The organism is Ruminococcus sp. FC2018 (assembly GCF_000621805.1).
In the GTDB taxonomy this organism is placed as follows: Bacteria; Bacillota; Clostridia; order Oscillospirales; family Ruminococcaceae; genus Hominimerdicola.
On record NZ_JHXH01000009.1, the window covers coordinates 95078 to 113737 of the forward strand.

An 18660-nucleotide genomic window follows, 5' to 3' on the forward strand; every position below is an offset into this window, starting at 1 on the left:
TTATTTCTTTCTAAGCCTGAAAACGATTATGCCTGCAACAACTATAACCGCTGTGCCTGCGATCCACTTTACCGTCTGGCTCTTTATCTCGCTGTAAATTATCTGCTTTATGCTGCTGTACACTGACTTTGCCTTTGTGCTGTCCAGATCAAGCTCAGAGGCGATGTGTGCTATGATAGCTTCTTTTTCTGAATTGGAAAGGATGTTGTGATTCTCGATGAGGTTTATTACGGTTGTACTTTGTTCGTTTGTAAGTCCTGACTGCTGAGCAAGTCTGTTGATAAAAGTTGTTTTTGTCATTTTTGTCGTCTCCTTTCAGTTATCTGTGGTGGTGTATCTCTTAGTGTGACTAAAGTATAACATGGAAATTCTTAAAAAATCCTTAAAATAAAAAACGGCATATCTGCGTGGTTTATGCCGAGTCTGCCATAGGCATTTCTTGGAGATTTAATAATTAAATCGTTGACGAAAGTAAGGCGTTATGGTATATTATTGTATAAGAGAGGAGCGAATAAAAATGCTTCAGATCAGAAATATATCAAAGCAGTACAAAACGGGTTCGCTGGTGCAGAAAGCACTGGACGATGTGAGCCTTGATCTGCGTGACAGCGAGTTCGTTGCGGTGCTTGGACCATCGGGAAGCGGCAAGACCACACTTCTGAACATTATCGGCGGACTTGACAGATATGACAGCGGCGACCTTATTATCAATTCGGTATCCACCAAGGACTATAAAAATAAAGACTGGGACTCCTACCGAAACCACTCCATAGGCTTTGTGTTTCAAAGCTATAATCTGATACAGCATCAGTCTGTGCTGGCAAATGTGGAGCTGGCACTGACTATCGGCGGAGTGTCAAGGAGCGAAAGAAAAAAACGTGCGAAAAAAGCCCTTGAAGATGTGGGACTTGGGGAGCATATGCACAAAAGGCCCAACCAGCTCTCCGGTGGACAGATGCAGCGTGTGGCTATTGCCCGTGCGCTTGTTAATGACCCGGATATACTTCTTGCGGATGAGCCAACCGGTGCCCTTGACTCACAGACATCTATACAGGTAATGGAGCTTCTGAAAGAGGTGGCAAAGGACAGACTTGTGGTGATGGTGACCCACAACCCCGAGCTTGCCCAGGAGTATGCCACAAGGATAATCAGACTCAAAGACGGGTGCGTGACCGATGACAGCGATCCGTTTAGTCCGCAAAAGGCGGAAAAGGACAAAGTGGCAAAACAGGGCAAAGCCGGAATGAGCTTTCGTACGTCTCTTGCCCTGAGCTTTAATAATCTGCGGACCAAAAAGGGAAGGACCATACTTACGTCCTTTGCAGGTTCTATCGGAATTATCGGAATTGCGCTTATACTCGCCCTTTCCACAGGTGTGAATACATATATCTACGAAAAGCAGAAGGAGACCATGCTGTCGTACCCCATCACCATAACCAGCAGAGCTGTGGACATAAACGCACTTAACAACAGCCGCAAGAAGGCAGATGAAAACCGGGAAAAGCACAGCGGTGCGGTGTATGCCAGCTACAACAGGCTTGAGCGAAGGCATACACGCCGCTCCAGTGTAATGGATAACGATCTTACTTCATTCAAGAAATATCTTGACGATCCCCAAAGCGATATACGCAAGTATCTTGGTGAAAACGGGGTGATCTATACCTATGATCTGAGCTTTGAGGTGTTCAGCTATGACAGCAAAAACAGGCTTGTCAACAGCAGTGCGGATCCGGATAAAATAGGAGATAAACGCAGCTCCGGCGGAAATAACAGCAGCAATCCTACATCGGTGCTCTCATCTCTCAACGGCACCACCGGTTCCGGTGCAAAGAACTTTACCGAGATAATGAAAGGCACAGGCAGCCAGGTGGTGAGCAGTGCCATAAAAAATAATTATGACCTTGTTTACGGTGAGTGGTGCAGTGAGTACAATGAGGTTGTGCTTGCCCTTGACGAAAACAGCTCGGTCTCTGCCGAGGCACTTTATCAGCTTGGGATCATCACCGCAGAGGAGTATACCGAGATAGCCGATAAGATAAGCAGCGGCGAAAACGCAGGGGAAAAGATGTTCTCCTACGAGCAGGTCTGCCAAAGAACATTTTATATTGTGCCTGCCTGCGACAGATATGTAAAAGGCGCAGACGGCAGATTTACCACAGTCAGCGAGCTTGACGAGCAAAGGCTGATAAAAAGTGCCATACCCGTTAAAATATCGGGAATAGTCAGGGAAAAAGAGGACATAACCGTAGATATTGATTCGGTCATAGGCTATAACTCTGCGCTGACAAATTATATAATAGAGCATACCGATGCCAGCCAGGTAGTCATGGCGCAGGAAGCGTCGAAGGACATAAATGTGCTCACAGGAATGAAGTTTGACGCTGCCGACGATAACGCAAAGGTAGCAGATGCACGAAAGTACATTGCATCTCTGGGAGTGGGAGACAAAGCCAGCCTCTACACAATGGCTATGTATTACAGCGGCATAGATGTTTCCGACCAGACAGACGAAAACGAAATGGCAAAGCTGCTTGACCGGATGGTAGCCTCCGAGGAGAGCAGGACGCTGCTTATCCAGGTCTATGACCGGTTTATCGCAGGTACATCCTACAAAGACAATATGGAGTCCTTCGGCAAGGTCAGCCTGGATTCCCCGTCATCAATAAATATATACTGCGACAGCTTTGAGGATAAGGATAAGATAAACCAGTGTATCCAGGATTATAACGACTCCGTTGAAAGCGACAAGGCTATAACCTATACCGACTATGTTGCGCTTATAACCGAGTCCATAACCTCTATCGTAAACGCAATAACCTATGTGCTCGTGGCATTTGTTGCCGTGTCGCTGGTGGTATCAAGCATAATGATAGGGATCATCACCCACATTTCCGTGCTTGAAAGAACAAAGGAGATAGGGATACTCAGAGCACTTGGTGCTTCCAAGCGCAATATCTCCCGGGTGTTCAACGCAGAGACTTTCATAATCGGCTTTTGCTCAGGTGCACTTGGAGTCATTCTCTCTGAGATACTGCTTTTCCCCATAAATTCCATTATCAAACGGCTTGCCCAGGGGGTAGATGTCACCGCAAGACTTCCGATATTGTACAGCGTTGTGCTGATACTTATAAGCATGGCAATAACCATGATAGGCGGCTTTATACCCGCAAAGCGTGCGGCAAAAAAAGACCCTGTCATCGCCCTGCGAACAGAATAGAAGATATGAAAAAAGGTCTGTACCCGAAAAAAGAGTACGGACCTTTTGGATTTGACTTTTAGCTGTAAATATAGTATCATATAGAAAGCTTTGAACTAACGGGACGTGTAAAAATGAAAAGATTAAAAATACAAGCAGCAGTCTTTGCAGGAGCGCTGCTTTGCTGTTTTTTGTGGGCAAGCGCATTCCCGGGAATAAAGATAGGCTACCGCCTCTGGGGGATACAGGGCAGCGATACCTGGCGCATAATCAGATTTGCAGGAGTGAGGTTTTTCCTTGCAGGCTTTCTGGTCATACTCTTTGCAAGCATTGCCCGCAGGAAACTGCTTTTGCCAAAGGCAAATGAAATGCCGAAGATAATGCTGCTGTCTGCCTTTCAGACTATAGGGCAGTATGTGTTTTTCTACCTTGGACTTGCGCATACAGGCGGTGTCAATTCTGCGGTAGTTGACTCGCTGACCACTTTTTTTGCAATAATCATCGCTGCACTTGTGATGCATATGGAAAAGCTCACACCTGGGAAGATCCTTGGGTGCCTGCTTGGATTTTCGGGTGTGCTGATTATCAATCTTTCATCGCAGGGGTTTTCCTTCAGCCCTCTGGGAGACGGACTGGTTGCGCTGTCGGCACTTTGCTACGGCGTGTCCTCAAATCTTATAAAGCTTTATTCTCAACAGCATGATACGGTCATTTTCAGCGGCTATCAGTTTGTCTTCGGCGGCGTGGTCATGACTGTTATCGGTCATGGCGGGCTGTGTCTGAGCGGTGAAAGCGTGGCTGTAAACCCTGATGATGCAACAAAGGCTGTACTTATGCTGGTGTATCTTGCCCTTGTTTCAAGCGTGGCATATACCCTTTGGGGACTGCTTCTTAAAAAGAACGACGTGTCAAAGATATCTGTCTTTGGCTTTATGACACCTGTTCTTGGCGTAGTGCTGTCTGCATTGCTGCTGGGTGAAGGGGGACAGCTGGGTGTAAGGCACATTGTTTCGCTGCTTCTTATCGCCGCAGGAATAACCGTTGTGAATCTGAAACAAAGCAGCGTCAAATAATAATGCCCCTGATAGACAGGGGCTTTTTTCTTGCTGTTATTTTTCTCCTGCACTTTTGGCGTTTGAAAGCTCCTTGAGCTCTCTGCCTTCTTTGAGCAGTCTGTGAAGCTGCTGAGAGTCCTCGCAGGCTATTGCATCACGGTACTCGCTGAGCCGTGCAATTATATGGTCAAGCTCATCTACCAGCGGCTCTTTGTTCATCAGAAACAGGGGAGTCCACATATCCTCGTTGAGCTTTGCCACCCTTGTGAGATCCTTGAATGAGCCTGCGGAAAAACCTGTTTCACGCAGCAGACTTGGGCTTTTAACATAGCTGCTTGACACCACATGGGCAAGCTGTGAGGTGTATGCGATTATCTTGTCGTGTTCGTCACAGGTGGAACGGACTACCTTTGCAAAGCCCATCTCGTAAGCCAGATCCGAAACTGTTTTTACGGCACTTTCCGAGCTGTTCTCTGTGGGGGTCATAATAAAGCTTGCCTTTTCAAAAAGGTTGTCCACGGAGTAAGCAAAGCCGGAAAACTCCCGTCCTGCCATTGGGTGGCAGCCGATAAAGCTTACACCGCAGTCAGCAAGCGGCTTTTCGACCGCCTTTACGATCTCGCCTTTGACGCCGCAGGTATCAATAACTATGCCGCCTTTTCTGAACTTGTCCTTGTAATCAAGTATAACATTTATGGTCTGAACGGGGTGAAGACTGACAATTACCACGTCGCAGCTGTCAAGCCTGTCCGCAGTTATCTCACCGTCGATCGCTTCCTGCTCCAGAGCAGCACTGACCGCACCACGGTCAATGTCAAGACCAAAGCAGCTGTGAGACGTGTGCTTTTTAATTGCCTTAGCCAGCGAGCCGCCTATAAGTCCCAGACCAACTATTGCGATCTTCATACCCATTCTCCCTTCACTTTACGCTTTTACTTAGTAGAGGATAACACAAAAGCCCCGTTTTGTCAAGACGGGGCAGGCAGTAAAATGCCTTGAACAGCGGGCTTGCTATTTTGTAAGCTCTACAATGGCATTGGCGTACATATTCAGATTGGCTTTGAAGGTCTCAAGACGTATGTGCTCATCGGCACCGTGCATATTGTTGTTCTCCCAGGGGAACTCTGCACCGAAAGCCACAGCTCCCGGTGTGTTGTGAACATAGGTAATGCCGCCTTCCGCTCTGCATTCTCCCTTTTTGCCGCTGACGCCCTCGTAAACCTTCAGCAGTGTCTGCACCAAGCGGCAGTTTTCGTCAACATAGTGTGGCTCCATGCGTTCAAGAGAGGTTATCTCAAATCCCGATCCTTCAAGGGTATTCTTTATAATTGAATATATCTCATCCGAGGTCTTGTTGATGGGGAAGCGTATATCTACTCCGCCTTTGATCTGCTGTCCCTGCTTTTCCAGCTGTGTAAGCACGCAGGTCATATCTCCCGATATTTCGTCAGCAAATCCCAGACCGATCGCCTTTCCGCTCAGATCCCCGTGGACGAATATCCTTGAAAGTTTGTCAAATCCTGATATGCCAAGCTGGGAAAATGCTTGTGTGAGTGCAGTCGCCGTGTTCAGTCCGTTCTGCGGCAAAGAAGCGTGGGCGGATCTTCCTGTTATGACACCGCAAAGCTTTCCGCTTTCCGTTTCAAGCAGCAGATCAAAACCCTCAGACTCGTGGCAGGCATCTTTCATTTCCTGCATGGTGATGCCGGAAAGAATAAACTCCGCCTTGCCGGGGACAGCGTTTATGACCGTGCCGGCTTTAAGGTGGTCCACACGCCTGCTGCCGTCGTCAGATGTTCCCCTGAAAGTCAGATGTATCATGCCTTTTTCGCAGTTAAGAACAGGGAATGTACCGTCGGGGGTAAAGACATATTCAGGGAATGGATATTTTTTCTGATAGTACTTTATGTCATCGCAGCCCCCTTCTTCAAACCCGCCGAAAACAACTCTGAAATTGCGGTTTATGGGGATGTTAAGATCTCTTATTGCCTTAACTGCGTACAGCACCGCAACGCTGGGACCCTTGTCGTCGATAGTTCCCCTGCCGTAAAGGATACCGTCTTTGCATGTGAGCTTGAAAGGGTCATAGCTCCAGCCTTCACCGGCAGGAACAGTATCAAGGTGGGAAAGAATAGCCAGCACAGGCTCGCCCTCCTTGAAATCCCCGTGAACAGCGTAGTTGTCCACGTTTTTTGTTTTCATTCCAAGCCCTCTGAGGAAGTCCTCACCCCATTTGAGTGCCTTTGCCGACCCTTCGCCGAAAGGTTTAACGCTGCTGTCAAGTGTGGCGACGCTTTCTATTCCGATTATCTCTCCCAGCGAGGCAACTATTTCGTCCATGTGACTTTCAAAGTATTTTTCAAACTCCTGCTTGTATTCAAGCATTTTTTTCACACCCTTTTCTAAGTGTACAAACCAGTATTTCCGAGGGATTATTTAATCTGAACTTTCCCAGTCCGGATGTAACCACCATTTTTCTTTGCTCTGCATATGTCTTGCTGTTGTAGATCCCCTTTGTGTATTTTGGGAAAAATTTTCTCTCCGGAGAAAGCAGCCCTCCTATAAAAGGCAGCCTTACTATCCCGCCGTGACAGTGACCGGAAAATGTCACGTCTGCGCCCCACTGTGCATACTGTTCAAAAAAGAACGGATTGTGAGCAAGGAGAAAATTGCAACTGTCTGTATCAGCCTTTCCCAGTTTGCTTTCCAGATAATCCACCGTTGGCACAGGAAGATCGTTGTAGTGCCAGCTGCTGTTGATATAATATCTCAAAGGCAGCTTCAGACCGTAAAGATTTATATGCTCTTTGTTCTCTGTGAGCGTGATCTTTTCGTTGCACAGCACTGTCACACCTATCCGGGTGAGCTTCTCCCGCAGAGCCGCCAGACATTCCGGCTGGAAAAGCTCATGATTACCCACAATGTAATAGGTAGGTGCTATGGACTGCAAGCATGACATAAAATACGCCTTCGGGCGCATATCCGTTTCGTCACGGCTGAAAAGATCCCCCAGGAAAAAGATGTAGTCGGGGCTTTGGCACTTGCAGTAAGCCATGATGTTGTTAAAGTTGTCGCCATAGCGTTTCTTGTGCAGATCTGAAAGGATAAGCAGCCGCTTGCCCTCAAAGCTTATTGGCAGAGCCGGGCAGTACAGCTCCCTCTTATTCACTTTCACCTCTCTGTTTCCTACAAGAAAACAGCCTGCTCCGACAGATGCCAGAAGCAGACCAAATACTGTTTTTTTAGACATTGTATCACCTGTCAAGATATTTCTTCAGATCGTTCATCGCCCATCTGGCGTGCTTGTATCCGTGGTCGTAAAGCCTTTTGAGCTTTTGGGGATCGTTCTCCACCCTGCCCACTCCGAAAGCGGTCTTTGGTGTAAAGACAAACACCTTGCCCTGCTGTTTAAGCTCCATAAGCTCTGCGATGCACTTGTTATAACGGCTTGCCCTTGTTTGCATAGCCTTGCAGAAGCGTGGATAGCGGCGATATTTTGCCAAAGCAAGCGCTGTTATCTTTTCTGTTTGTTTGAGATAGCCAAGAGGTCTGGTAAGGACAACGATGTTCTTATCGCAGCCTGCCTTTATAGCCTGCTTGTATGGGATAGAATCTGCAATGCCGCCGTCCATGTATTTTTTTCCGCCTATCCGGATAACAGGGAAAAGCAATGGCAGAGCACAGGTAGCTTTCAGAACGTTCCATTGTTTATCGTCGGCGGGAACTTCAAGATATTCAGCCTCCCCGGTCTCGATATTTGTCACCACGGCAGTAAAGCCGTTTGATTTCTCAAAGGCATCGTAATCAAAGGGCAGGATCTCGTTGGGTACAGTATCAAAGGCGTATTTCAGACCGTAGTAGCACTTGTTTTTCGGGTCCAGCAGATTGTGGGGCCCCATATACTCCTTGCGGTTCATTATCTCGGTGGCGAGAGTGTAATTCCTTCCTATCTGTTTTGAAGCATAGCTTACACCAAAGGCTGCGCCCGCCGAAACACCGATAGCGTAGTCTGCGTATATTCCTTCCTCAAGCAAAGCGTCCATAATGCCGCAGCTGTATACAGTCCTGCTTGCACCGCCCTCAAAAGTTATACCCAACATTATTATATGTCCTTTCGGGAGAAATTATGTCTTATTCCTTTTTGCTCTCAGATGAGCTGTCTGAGGAGGAGCTGTCTGACGAGCCTGAATCCGATGAGGTGCTGCCCTCAACACGCTGATACTTGCGGTCCACCTCTCCCAGCATCTTGGTGAGGTCGTCCATTGCGTTCTTTGTGGCGTTGTCGTCAGTTATCCTGATAACAACGTTGTCCTTCATTGTGGAGATGGTAGCCTTTATCTCGTCCAGAGTCTTGACCTGATTCTCGTAAATGTAGGAGCTTCCGCTGACCTTAACGTCAACATAAACAGGAGCCTCTGCGGTGGTTACCTTTTCGCTTGATGAGCTTGGGCTGTCGGCACCTGCTTCGCTGCCGTCAGAGCCTTTTCCTGTTCCCCAGCCGAAGCCAAAGCGCAGCAGGAAGAAAGCCAGCAAAAGCAGCAAAAGGATAAGAAGCATTATAAGCAGTCTCTTTTTCTTTCTCTTTTTAAGCTTTTTATTCTTTCTTTCCAGTTCGTCGATATACTTTTTTTCTACATCTCTTTCAATGCTCATTTTCATTATCTCCTTTTTCTAATTGGATTTTGATGAATTGATATGTGTAAAGTACAGATTCTTGTAGTTGCCCTTCACCGTGCTGAGAATGTCCTGAACACGGTTCACATCTCTGTAAAGCACCTTGTCGCCGTCATAGATAAACGCCGCAAGGATTATGGAATCCTTGTCCAGACCATAGGAATTCAGAGCGTTTACAATGTCCTTTGAAAGGTCATCTCCTATGGCAACGCTCACCGGTGTGCCTCCGTTCTGGGATATGTACAGCGTATCTTTGCTGTCGGCATATTTCATTTCTATGCTCACCATCATTCCGCTGTTGAAGCCGTCAAGGGCACTCTGCATTTTCACCACGGCAGCAGTATTCTCCTTGTTGCGCTCCTCAGCCTGAGCGACCTGTGCCTTTGCATCCTCACGAGCCTTTTCGATCCGGGAGCTTGCATCCTGCTGAGCCTGCACGACCCGGGACTCAGCCGCATCTATTTTTTCCTGCGCCTTTTTCTCAACGTCCTGTGCGCTGTTTGAGATGTTGAGCATTACCCAGAAAAGCATTATCATGATAATATCAAGCAGGCTGGTCAGCTCGATGATGATACCTTTGTTTTTGCGAAAAGTATTCATACGATCTCTCTTGCCTCAACGGGATTAGAAGAATTGCGCTCCAGAAACAGCTGGACGTTTTTCTCGTTGTCCTCTATCTTTGCAGCCACAACACCGTCCAGGAGCTTAAAGATAATGGAAAAGATCAGTCCCCAGAAGGTAGATGTCAGCGCACCGTAAAAGTTACCCTGAACATTGCTCATATCGCTTACCATTCCAAGAAGTGAAATGACCGTGCCAAGGATACCAAGAAGCGGGAATATGCCCGTAAGGTTCACAAAAAGGGAATAAAGCTTGCCGGTATGGTTCCTCATGTCGACCACATCGGTCTCCTTCAGCCTTGACACCTCGCCCTCAGCTTCCTGGCTTGATGAGCGGGCGTCGGGGACAAAGACGGTGAGATGCAGTTTTTTGTAAAGTCTGTCCGCTGAATTTTTAGTTGAGTAATAAACAAATCCCGTGAAAACAGCCACGAGAAATATGATAAGGTCAAAGCCCCAGAGATTCATGAATATGACCGAGAAAAAACTTTTCATAAGGATATCCACCCCCAAATTACATAATACCACACTCGCCTCCAAAAATCAAGGCTATTTGTCACATAATGTTGGTTTTTAGAAAAAATAAGTGCCGTATTTTATACGGCACCGTAAACAGTTTGTATTTGGAAATCTTATCAGTTTTTTGTCTCAAAACCGCCCTTGTTGAAGAACAGCTCTCTGATGGCAAGAGCACATCCGGAGAGGAATCTGTGCTTGTCCTCGATTATGGAAAGCTCTATCTTGCTTGAAACATACGATCCGCCCACTTCGGTGATAGCATTTTTCAGCATCTGGAATTCTTTTTCGTCGTGAAAATTGAAGTTGTGAAGCACTATCTTCTGAGGGTTGGTGGAGAAATAAAGATTGTTGAGCAAAACAGCTGTGAGCCTGAAACGCTCATTGATGATCTTTACAATACTCTCGTCGCCCTTGTCATAGGAAGCGTTGACCATTTCCGTGGTAACGTTGTCAAAGTTTCCTCTTGCAGCGGCATAAAGAAAAGGAGTCTGCTCCTGCGAGAATACCTCTTTGATCTTGCGCATAGTTGCCTGTGGTGTAAGCTCGTTCTCCACGCAGCCACGCCTTCCGCACTCACATACCGTGTCGGAGTTAGGATTGATTATCATTTTATCCACGAAGTTGGTACGGTTGTCATAGGAAACGATAGGCTCGTTGAGGTTGGTAACAACAAAGTGGATAGTCTTTCCGTAGTGAAGAAAGGCAATATTGTGGCGGTTGACATCCTTTGTTTTCTGGAAATCGATGTTTGCCATAGCCGTGCCCTTAACGGAATTATCAAATACCAGCGGAAGCTGGGTGAACTTTCTCACCTTTGCGAAGACGGTGGAGTAATCCGGATCCGAATCGGTCACCTTTATCCCGAGCTTTTGGTACATTGTGGGGAATATGCCAAAGCCGATACCCAGAATATTCTCGGCGGTAAGGCAGTTGTCCGAAAGGATCTCCTTGATGGAGCTGATTATAAAATCCTCTATCTCACTATACTCAGTTTTATCGTTGATCTCGTTGTTTCGCTTGTCAAGAACGGCACCGGAAAGTGTGGACAGACCTACGCTGATGAGATTATCCTCAATGCTTACGCCGACCACGAATTTATAGTGGTGGTTTATATCTATTAGTATCTTTTTCCTGCCTCTTGGTGCTTTTTCCGTAACGTGTCTGTATTCGCCTATTTCCTGGATTATGCCCTGTTCTATCATTTCGTTGGTGATGATAGTGACGGCAGCCCTTGTAAGCTCAAGCGTTCCGGCAATATCGATCCTTGACGTTGGTCCACGGGTTTTCAGTATTTTAAGGACCTGCATACGGTTGCGCCTTTTCAGATCCAGTTTGCTTATTCCATGCTGTTCCATATTATCATTGCCTCCGGCGTAAATAGTCATTTGATCCTGCAAACTTATTTTGTTTACTGTCACAACAAATTATAACAGCATTTTTTGAACGTAAAATTAACATTCGATTATAATTTAACCATTCTGCATTTTTTACATTTTGTTAATATTGTTCAATTAACACCGAGGCAAAAAGATCCCCCTGCCGTCAAGGCAAGGGGCTGCAGATCGTCATATTATCTTTTCCTCGTCGATGTCGTCCTCGATCTCTTCACCGTTGATGAGCTTTCTGAGGTTTTCAAATTCCTCTGTTGAAAGGGTGACTCCCTTGCCCATTCTGGTGTGATCGGGATTCCATTCTCTGATGTCGTACTTTGGCTCTCTGTCGTTCCAGCTTATAAGGTTGAGCTCCTTTGTCCAGCCCTTTGCGTTTTCCGACAGCACACCGATATTTTCCTTTATCTCGTATTTAAGCTCTGCCATTTTCAAGACCTCCAATTATTTATTTTTAGCTTATTTATTGACTGATTTACGGATAAATGCCCCTATCTCTTCCGAGAATGCAAGCACATAGCATGGTATAAACAAAAGTATGATGAAAACTGCGAACAAGGGTCTGATATAATACCCTGTGATAGCGGCGGTGATAGCGGTAAGGCAAACCATTTCAAACAGCTGCTTTCTGACTACAAGGCATGGGACCATTACCACTGCACAGAAGACAGCTGCGGCGAAAAATCCCCATTGTGAAAAAACGATCCCCAGCACCGGCAGCATCATCATGTAGCCCAGCCAGCGCTTTTTCCTTACCACCGCACCCAGCAGCAAAGCTGCGCACAAAGCAAGTATCTCCGTAATTCCCAGCACTTTTTTATATATGCCTGCACCGATAACTCCGAACAGTATCATAGCAACGCAGAATGCAACGACGTCCTTGAAGAAGGATGCGTTTTCAAAGTGCTCAACAACTTTTCTTGGGAGAAATCTGCTCATAAGTCCTGTAAGGGACTTTGCGTTGTAAACAAATATCATTGCAAACAGCAGCAGCATTGCTGCGGCAATGGGTAAGTCGGTAATTTCCAGGTTATCCAGGAACCGTGGGAACATGACGTTCAGAACTGTCATCGCCACAAGAAGAATGTTGCTCAGCACCAGTTTTTTTATGTTTATCTTAAAAGGGATAAGATAGCGTGAATCTATATACCGGGCGATAAAAACGGAGAAGTAAGCTGCAACGGTAGATATTGCCGGTCCGTAAAGTCCTATCCTCGGTATAAGGATAAGGTTCAGAGCTACGTTTACAACGCCGGATATAAGGCTGGTGAAAAGGGAACGCTTTGACTTCTTTGTTGCGATATAAATGGAGCCCATAAAAGTGGTGAAACAGGAGAAAACCGATGAATAGATGAGGATAGGAGAGTAGTTCATGCAGTCTCTGAAATCCTTGCCGATCATCAGATTGGTAAGGGGCTGTATCACCAGCAGGCAGCCGCCTGCCAGGATATAGATGAGGCTCTGGTTGAAATCAAAGACATTCTCGTAGAATTTGTTTCTGTCCTTTGATTCGTTTTCGGTAATGGCGGACATATTCCACGCCTGCCCAAACATAAGATACACCGTTGCAACTATGTTAGGTATCTTATAAGCCGCCGACAGCACGCCGTTTGCGTCCTCGCCCATAATATACGTTGTCATGAACGAGTCGGAGCTGTTGGTTATAAGCCACAGCAGCTGAGCGGGTATAAGGGGAAGGGAATACTGGAGCATGACCCGGTAAAGGTCCTTGTTCCAGCGCTTTATGTCGAAATGCTGCCAAAGCTTGCAGGTGAACATCAAAAAGATCACCGATATAAAATCCGCAAGGACAATGGCGAGAAGATATTTTGCGATAGGTGTGCTCAGCACTCCGCCTATGCCGAAGAACTTAAAATCTTTGGGGAAGACGGTAAAGAAAAGAATGTTGAATAAAAGAGTGAAAAATGTTGCGATTATGCCGTTGAGGGCAAAAAGCTTGACCTTTTCCATTGCCCGCACGTATGTTGAATAAAGGGTCTTCATGCTGGACATGAAGATATATAGGTACAGTATTACGCCGTAATCCTTCAGATACCTGTCGGCAACTCCTGTCATCATAACGATAAACTGGAGAACTCCGAAAGCTGCCAGACCGCCAAGGCAAACCACGTTGCCAATGGTGAATACCGCTTTTTTGTCGTAAGCCTTGTCAAGACCAAAGCGAATTATCGCCTCTGCGATAGTCATTGAAGCGATAGGTATTGCCCAGTTGGCTATCTGGGTGAGCAGGTCGGTAAAACCAAGCTCGTATTGTGACAGGGCGTTGGTATAAATAGGTATAAGCAGTAAAACAAGTATTTTTGAGCTGAAAGATCCTATGGCAAATGCAAGCGTGTTTGAAAACAACTTGCGATAGCTGCTTGGAGCTTTTGTGTCAGACATGTTCATACCTCTGTTTGATTTATTTGTATGCGCATACAAAACGCTTTTTCTTTCCGTATGTGGACATCTATTTGATTATTATACCACAGTCAAACCTTTTTTGCAACAGTAAAAACGGCAAAAGTGAAAAAAGCTTTTTGCATTTAGTGCTGTTGATTTTGCCGGGACTGTGTGGTATAATCGATTCGGAAAATAAAAGTACACAGTAAGGAGGACGGATATATGAGCATCACAATCTCAAGTGTCACTCTCCCATTTGCGGAGATACCGTATTTTTCCTTTGGCAGCGGAAAGAAAGCACTGGTCATGCTCCCTGGGATCTTCACCAAAAGCCTCATGACCCTTTCAGAAGCGGTAAAACTGGCTTTTGACGACTTTACAGAGGATTATACATTCTATGTTTTTGAGCGTCAGGTGCCTTTGAATGAAAACTGCACCATAGAGCAAACAGCAGCGCTCACCGCCGATGCACTCGATGCCCTGGGGGTAGGGAAAGCCTGCGTGTACGGCGTTTCCACAGGAGGAATGATCGCCCAGTGCCTTGCGGCGCAAAGGGGAGACCTTGTGCAGAAGCTTGCGCTTATCTCCACCGCACCATACATTGAGGAGGAGCCCGGAAAAGCAATGGGGGAGATAGGCGAGCTTTTTAAAAACGGAGAAATTGAAACCGCAGGCAGAATGTTTGCCCGGCTGGTATACTCCCGTGACTTTTATGAAAAGTACGAAAAAGCAATAATCGATACGGTCTGCGGCGCAACGGAACAGGAGCTGCAAAGATTTATCCGTCTGACAGGTGCGGTAGTGCGCTTTGATGGACGCAGTGCACTGGAAAACATCATGTGCCCGTCCGTTGTTGTCGGCGGAGCACAGGACAGGATCTTTTCAAAGCAGCTCCTGAAGGATACAGCCCGTACCCTTGGCTGCCCTCTGATGATATATGATGGCTACGGTCATGCGGTCTACGACGAACTGCCGCAGGTGAAAAAGGACGTTTTTGCGTTCTTTTCGGAGTAAGGAGCGGATGAAATGGAGATCAGAAAAGGAAAATACAGACACTTCAAGGGCAATATGTATGAGGTAATAGGCATAGCAAAGAACTCGGAGACCCTTGAGGAAATGGTGGTTTACCGTGCCCTTTACGGGGACGGGGAACTTTGGGTCCGTCCTGCTGAAATGTGGAATGAGACCGTAACCCGTGACGGAAAGACCTTTAAGAGGTTTGAATATATACAGCAGTAACAACGCAGTTGTGAAACTGCTGTAATATCCTGAATATCACTGCATATATTTTAATACACCAAAATGTATTGGAGTGATATTCTATGGATCACCGTGAGAAGGAACGGTGCGTACAGCTGGCAGAGTATATTGTAGCTCACAAGGGCACTGTGCGTGCCACAGCTGCTGTTTTCGGTGTAAGCAAGTCCACGGTACATAAGGATCTGACCGAACGACTAAAAAAAGCTTCACCGGTGCTGTTTAAGCAGGTCAAGGAAATCCTTGAGGAAAACAAACGTGAAAGACATATAAGGGGCGGCATGGCAACAAAGCACAAATACGAGAAGCGTCAGGAGCTTCTTGTAAAAGCAAAGTAGCGTGCCTGCGGGAATATAGATGATATACAGGCAGGGGAGAGAGCGTATCTCTCCCTTTTTTGTACAAACGGCTATTTTTTGGACAGTTTATATTATCTGTAATTTTATTATTTGCAATATATTGCGAAAATAAGCTGTTTTTGCCCTGAGGAAACATTGGACAAGAAAAAATTTTTCCAATAAAGAGAATTTTTTTGTACAAATAGCTTGCAATTTTGAAAAAAGTGTGTTATAATGCTGATTGTAGTATTACGACCCGGAATAGAACAGGAGTATAATTATGAAATGTCCTTTTTGCGGATTTGAAGATACCAAGGTCATTGACTCTCGTCCCAGCGAGGGCAAAAAGAGAAGAAGAAGAGAGTGCACCAACTGCGGAAAGCGCTTTACTACATACGAGGTAGTTGAAAAGCCTATGCTTATGGTGTATAAAAAGGACGGCTCCTTTGAGCCTTTTGACAGAGCAAAGCTCATCAAGGGACTCCAGACAGCCATCAAGAAGCGTCCTGTAAGCGTTGAGCAGATGACTGCGCTGGTAGATAATATAGAAAATACCTATGCAAACAAGATGCAGACCGAAACTACCACCAGCGAGATAGGCGATATGGTCCTGCACGGACTTAAAAAGCTGGACCTGGTGGCGTATGTGCGTTTTGCATCGGTATATAAGGATTTCAGCGACGTTGAATCTTTCATTCAGATAATTTCCGAGCTGGATACGGAAAAATAATAAGGATAGTATCTGCCCCTTTCTTTTCTGCATTTCAAAGGGAGAGGGCGTGTTATAAAGTGGGAGCGTACAGATATATAAGCACCCCAAGAGAGAGCTATCAATGCTTTTACCATTAGCATGGCAGGAAAACACCGCAGGCACAAATGTGCACAACGGTGTTTTTTTGCATTTTTATGGGAAAATCTCTTGATTTACGAAAACGTTTGTGATATAATGAATAATGCTTTTGAGCGCAATAATATTCAGGGGGAGAATAATTATGAGACCGGCTGTAAGTTATAAGCCATCAAACACATTTTCATTCGTAGGTTTTATCCTGATGTTCCTTTCAATGCTCATCACAGGCGCACTGCTTTCGTGGCTGTATGTGGTACTTCAGGCAGTTATACCTATAATCTATCTGTGCGTTCTTATCACAGTAGGCTTCGGCGCTGCCGTGGGAGGTATAGGTTATTTCTTTGTAAAGACCTATAAGATACGCCATCCTATGATAGCTGTGCTTGCCACCCTTATCGCAATGTTGTTCGTTTATTATTTCCATTGGTGCGTTTACGTGGCAAGGGATTATGACAAGAACATTTATGATTCCATGAAAACCAGTCCGGCTGCTTCGTATTACCTGGGACTTACCGACAGCGAGATGGATCAAAACGGACTTTTCGATGACCCGAGCCGTGTGGTCAGCGCTTATAAAAGTCTGAAGGTCAAGAGCTTTACAAAGCTGACCACATCTGAGCTGGACTCTCTGCCTGCAAAACAGAGGGATCTTTATAATAAAAACGCAACTGTCTGGGAGTTTATGGATCTGGACAATATTCTGGGAACAAATGACTCGGAGATAAAAGAGTCCGTTCAGAACCTGAGGGGCAAAAACGCCTATACATTTACATATGAGTACAGAAAGCAGCCCAAGCATAACATCGGCTTCCTGCTTGTTCATCCCGGCGAGCTGTGGGACGACATTCGTTCTATAAACACCCAGGGAAGATGGACCATGAGCTCCAGACACAGCTACTCGTCAAAAAGCAGCAAAACCCCTGTTACAGGTGTATTTCTGTGGCTCACATGGATAGGTGAGATGCTGCTTATGTTTATCCCCGCAGTGGCGATCGTCCGTGCAAGGGCTACATCACCGTTTATCGAAAACGATAACGACTGGGCTGTTACAGATAAGCCGCAGCTTTCCTTTAAGTTTGTGGATCCTTTCCCGGGAAATTCCAACGGAGAAAATCAGTTCAAGGTTACGTTCAAAAACGACATAGACAGCTTGTTCACGCTCCAGCCGCTGCTTCCGCAGATGGGCTCGCTGAATACATATTACACCGTCAGCTACTGTCACAGCCGAAATTACGATGAAAACTATCTGACTATTATGCATACAAGGATAAACAATGCAAAAAACAATCAGAGAGTTAATTCGGCAATAGTTAAGAATGTCCGTGTAGATGCTGATTATATCGCATCGCTTCATGGAATGTTCGGTTATCCCCAGCCCCTTGCCTGCAACGGGGTGAACAGATTTGCTCAGCAGGCTCAGCCCCAGCAGGAGCAGGCTAATGAGCAGCCGCAGCAGCAACAGCAGTACGCACAGCAGCAGGCTAATGAGCAGCCGCAGCAGCAACAGCAGTATACACAGCAGCAGGCTTATGCGCAGCCCCAGCAGCAACAGCAGTATACACAGCAGCAGGCTTATGAACAGCAGCCGCAGCAACAGCAGTATACACAGCAGCAGGCTTATGCGCAGCCCCAGCAGCAACAGCAGTACCCACAGCAGCAGGCTTATGAACAGCAGCCGCAGCAGCAACAGCAGGCTCCCGCTCAGAATTGGGGAGAAATGGACGCTATTGACACGTCCAACATCGACCTTAGCTCTCTGGACAGCCGGAACAGGTAAAAACAAAAACCACTCGGTTTTGAACTGACCCCAAAAAGTTAGACAAACTTTTTAAAGAAAAAATATGCAAAGCGACTAAGAGAGATCTTGGTCGCTTTTGTCATGCGGCAGCGAATTTGTATTCAATAGGTGACATACCGTTAAGTTTAAGCTTTATGCGTTTTGTATTGTACCACTCTATGTAAGCATGAAGCTCGGATATGAAGTGTTCTATTGATGTGAATTCTTGTAAATACAGCAATTCTGTCTTGAGTAATCCGAAGAAGTTTTCTGCACAGGCATTATCAAGACAGTTGCCCTTTCGTGACATACTCTGCCTGATGCCTTTATCTTTAAGCATTTTCTGATAATGCTTATGCTGATACTGCCAACCTTGATCTGAATACAGTATCAACCCTGTATTGTCGGGTATCTTTGCAAACGCCTTTTCAAGCATATCTGTGACTTGATTCAAATTAGGGTGGTAACTCAGGTTGTAGGATACAACTTCGCCGTTGAAAAGGTCGATAATAGGAGAAAGATACAGCTTGATACCAAACAGCGCAAACTCTGTCACATCTGTGACCCATTTCTGATTTGGCTT

The 18660-nt window shown here is 46.0% G+C and carries 19 protein-coding genes; 7 read left to right on the plus strand and 12 right to left on the minus strand.

The features are described 5' to 3' along the window. The gene (locus T494_RS0107735; RefSeq protein WP_028505805.1) at positions 1 to 300 is read right to left on the minus strand and encodes a hypothetical protein; all 300 of its coding nucleotides are present in this window, start codon (positions 298 to 300) and stop codon (positions 1 to 3) included. A 217-nt stretch (positions 301 to 517) separates the two neighbouring features. On the opposite strand from T494_RS0107735, the gene T494_RS0107740 reads away from it, so the two are divergent. Then, positions 518 to 3217, plus strand: a complete 2700-nt coding sequence (locus tag T494_RS0107740; RefSeq protein ID WP_028505806.1) for an ABC transporter ATP-binding protein/permease — start codon at positions 518 to 520, stop codon at positions 3215 to 3217. Positions 3218 to 3330: 113 nt separating this feature from the next. Continuing rightward, a complete protein-coding gene (locus tag T494_RS0107745; RefSeq protein ID WP_028505807.1) occupies positions 3331 to 4269 on the plus strand; it encodes a DMT family transporter in 939 nt (312 codons plus the stop codon). Between the two features lie 36 nt (positions 4270 to 4305). On the opposite strand, the gene T494_RS0107750 is transcribed toward T494_RS0107745, so the two are convergent. The 10 genes from T494_RS0107750 to T494_RS12670 all read right to left on the minus strand — a co-directional run bounded on the left by T494_RS0107750 (position 4306) and on the right by T494_RS12670 (position 13855). Next, a complete protein-coding gene (locus T494_RS0107750; RefSeq protein WP_028505808.1) occupies positions 4306 to 5157 on the minus strand; it encodes a prephenate dehydrogenase in 852 nt (283 codons plus the stop codon). A gap of 105 nt (positions 5158 to 5262) precedes the next feature. Continuing rightward, the gene (locus T494_RS0107755) at positions 5263 to 6636 is read right to left on the minus strand and encodes a Sapep family Mn(2+)-dependent dipeptidase (protein WP_028505809.1); all 1374 of its coding nucleotides are present in this window, start codon (positions 6634 to 6636) and stop codon (positions 5263 to 5265) included. Further along, entirely contained in the window at positions 6629 to 7501 is an 873-nt protein-coding gene (locus T494_RS0107760) for a metallophosphoesterase (protein WP_028505810.1), read from the minus strand. The genes T494_RS0107755 and T494_RS0107760 overlap by 8 nt, the downstream gene beginning before the upstream one ends. Before the next feature lie 4 nt (positions 7502 to 7505). Further along, a complete protein-coding gene (locus tag T494_RS0107765; protein WP_051540223.1) occupies positions 7506 to 8351 on the minus strand; it encodes a patatin family protein in 846 nt (281 codons plus the stop codon). A 31-nt stretch (positions 8352 to 8382) separates the two neighbouring features. Then, positions 8383 to 8904: a hypothetical protein gene (locus T494_RS12665; protein WP_037344267.1), complete on the minus strand. Its 522-nt coding sequence runs from the start codon at positions 8902 to 8904 to the stop codon at positions 8383 to 8385. Between the two features lie 18 nt (positions 8905 to 8922). After that, positions 8923 to 9525 carry a hypothetical protein gene (locus T494_RS0107775; protein ID WP_028505812.1) on the minus strand — a complete coding sequence of 201 codons (603 nt, stop codon included), beginning with the start codon at positions 9523 to 9525 and terminating at the stop codon, positions 8923 to 8925. Beyond that, positions 9522 to 10040, minus strand: coding sequence for a MotA/TolQ/ExbB proton channel family protein (locus T494_RS0107780; RefSeq protein WP_028505813.1), 519 nt, complete (start codon positions 10038 to 10040; stop codon positions 9522 to 9524). The genes T494_RS0107775 and T494_RS0107780 overlap by 4 nt, the downstream gene beginning before the upstream one ends. Before the next feature lie 140 nt (positions 10041 to 10180). Continuing rightward, positions 10181 to 11449 carry an ROK family transcriptional regulator gene (locus tag T494_RS0107785; RefSeq protein WP_242836412.1) on the minus strand — a complete coding sequence of 423 codons (1269 nt, stop codon included), beginning with the start codon at positions 11447 to 11449 and terminating at the stop codon, positions 10181 to 10183. A gap of 180 nt (positions 11450 to 11629) precedes the next feature. After that, positions 11630 to 11881: a YdbC family protein gene (locus T494_RS0107790; RefSeq protein ID WP_028505815.1), complete on the minus strand. Its 252-nt coding sequence runs from the start codon at positions 11879 to 11881 to the stop codon at positions 11630 to 11632. Between the two features lie 30 nt (positions 11882 to 11911). After that, positions 11912 to 13855 (minus strand): polysaccharide biosynthesis C-terminal domain-containing protein, encoded by a 1944-nt coding sequence (locus T494_RS12670; RefSeq protein ID WP_051540225.1) that lies wholly within the window; start codon positions 13853 to 13855, stop codon positions 11912 to 11914. A gap of 222 nt (positions 13856 to 14077) precedes the next feature. Here T494_RS12670 and T494_RS0107800 point away from each other — a divergent pair, with 222 nt between their 5' ends. The 5 genes from T494_RS0107800 to T494_RS14010 all read left to right on the plus strand — a co-directional run bounded on the left by T494_RS0107800 (position 14078) and on the right by T494_RS14010 (position 18077). Then, positions 14078 to 14869, plus strand: a complete 792-nt coding sequence (locus tag T494_RS0107800) for an alpha/beta hydrolase (protein ID WP_028505816.1) — start codon at positions 14078 to 14080, stop codon at positions 14867 to 14869. Positions 14870 to 14881: 12 nt separating this feature from the next. Continuing rightward, complete coding sequence (locus tag T494_RS0107805; RefSeq protein WP_028505817.1) at positions 14882 to 15094, plus strand: DUF1653 domain-containing protein; 213 nt, start codon at positions 14882 to 14884, stop codon at positions 15092 to 15094. An 83-nt stretch (positions 15095 to 15177) separates the two neighbouring features. After that, complete coding sequence (gene spoIIID / locus T494_RS0107810) at positions 15178 to 15450, plus strand: sporulation transcriptional regulator SpoIIID (RefSeq protein ID WP_028505818.1); 273 nt, start codon at positions 15178 to 15180, stop codon at positions 15448 to 15450. A gap of 280 nt (positions 15451 to 15730) precedes the next feature. Continuing rightward, complete coding sequence (gene nrdR, locus T494_RS0107815; RefSeq protein WP_028505819.1) at positions 15731 to 16180, plus strand: transcriptional regulator NrdR; 450 nt, start codon at positions 15731 to 15733, stop codon at positions 16178 to 16180. A gap of 262 nt (positions 16181 to 16442) precedes the next feature. After that, a complete protein-coding gene (locus tag T494_RS14010; RefSeq protein WP_197021140.1) occupies positions 16443 to 18077 on the plus strand; it encodes a hypothetical protein in 1635 nt (544 codons plus the stop codon). Positions 18078 to 18177: 100 nt separating this feature from the next. On the opposite strand, the gene T494_RS0107825 is transcribed toward T494_RS14010, so the two are convergent. Beyond that, the coding region (locus T494_RS0107825) for an IS3 family transposase (protein ID WP_028505820.1) at positions 18178 to 18660 on the minus strand (483 nt) is incomplete at its 5' end.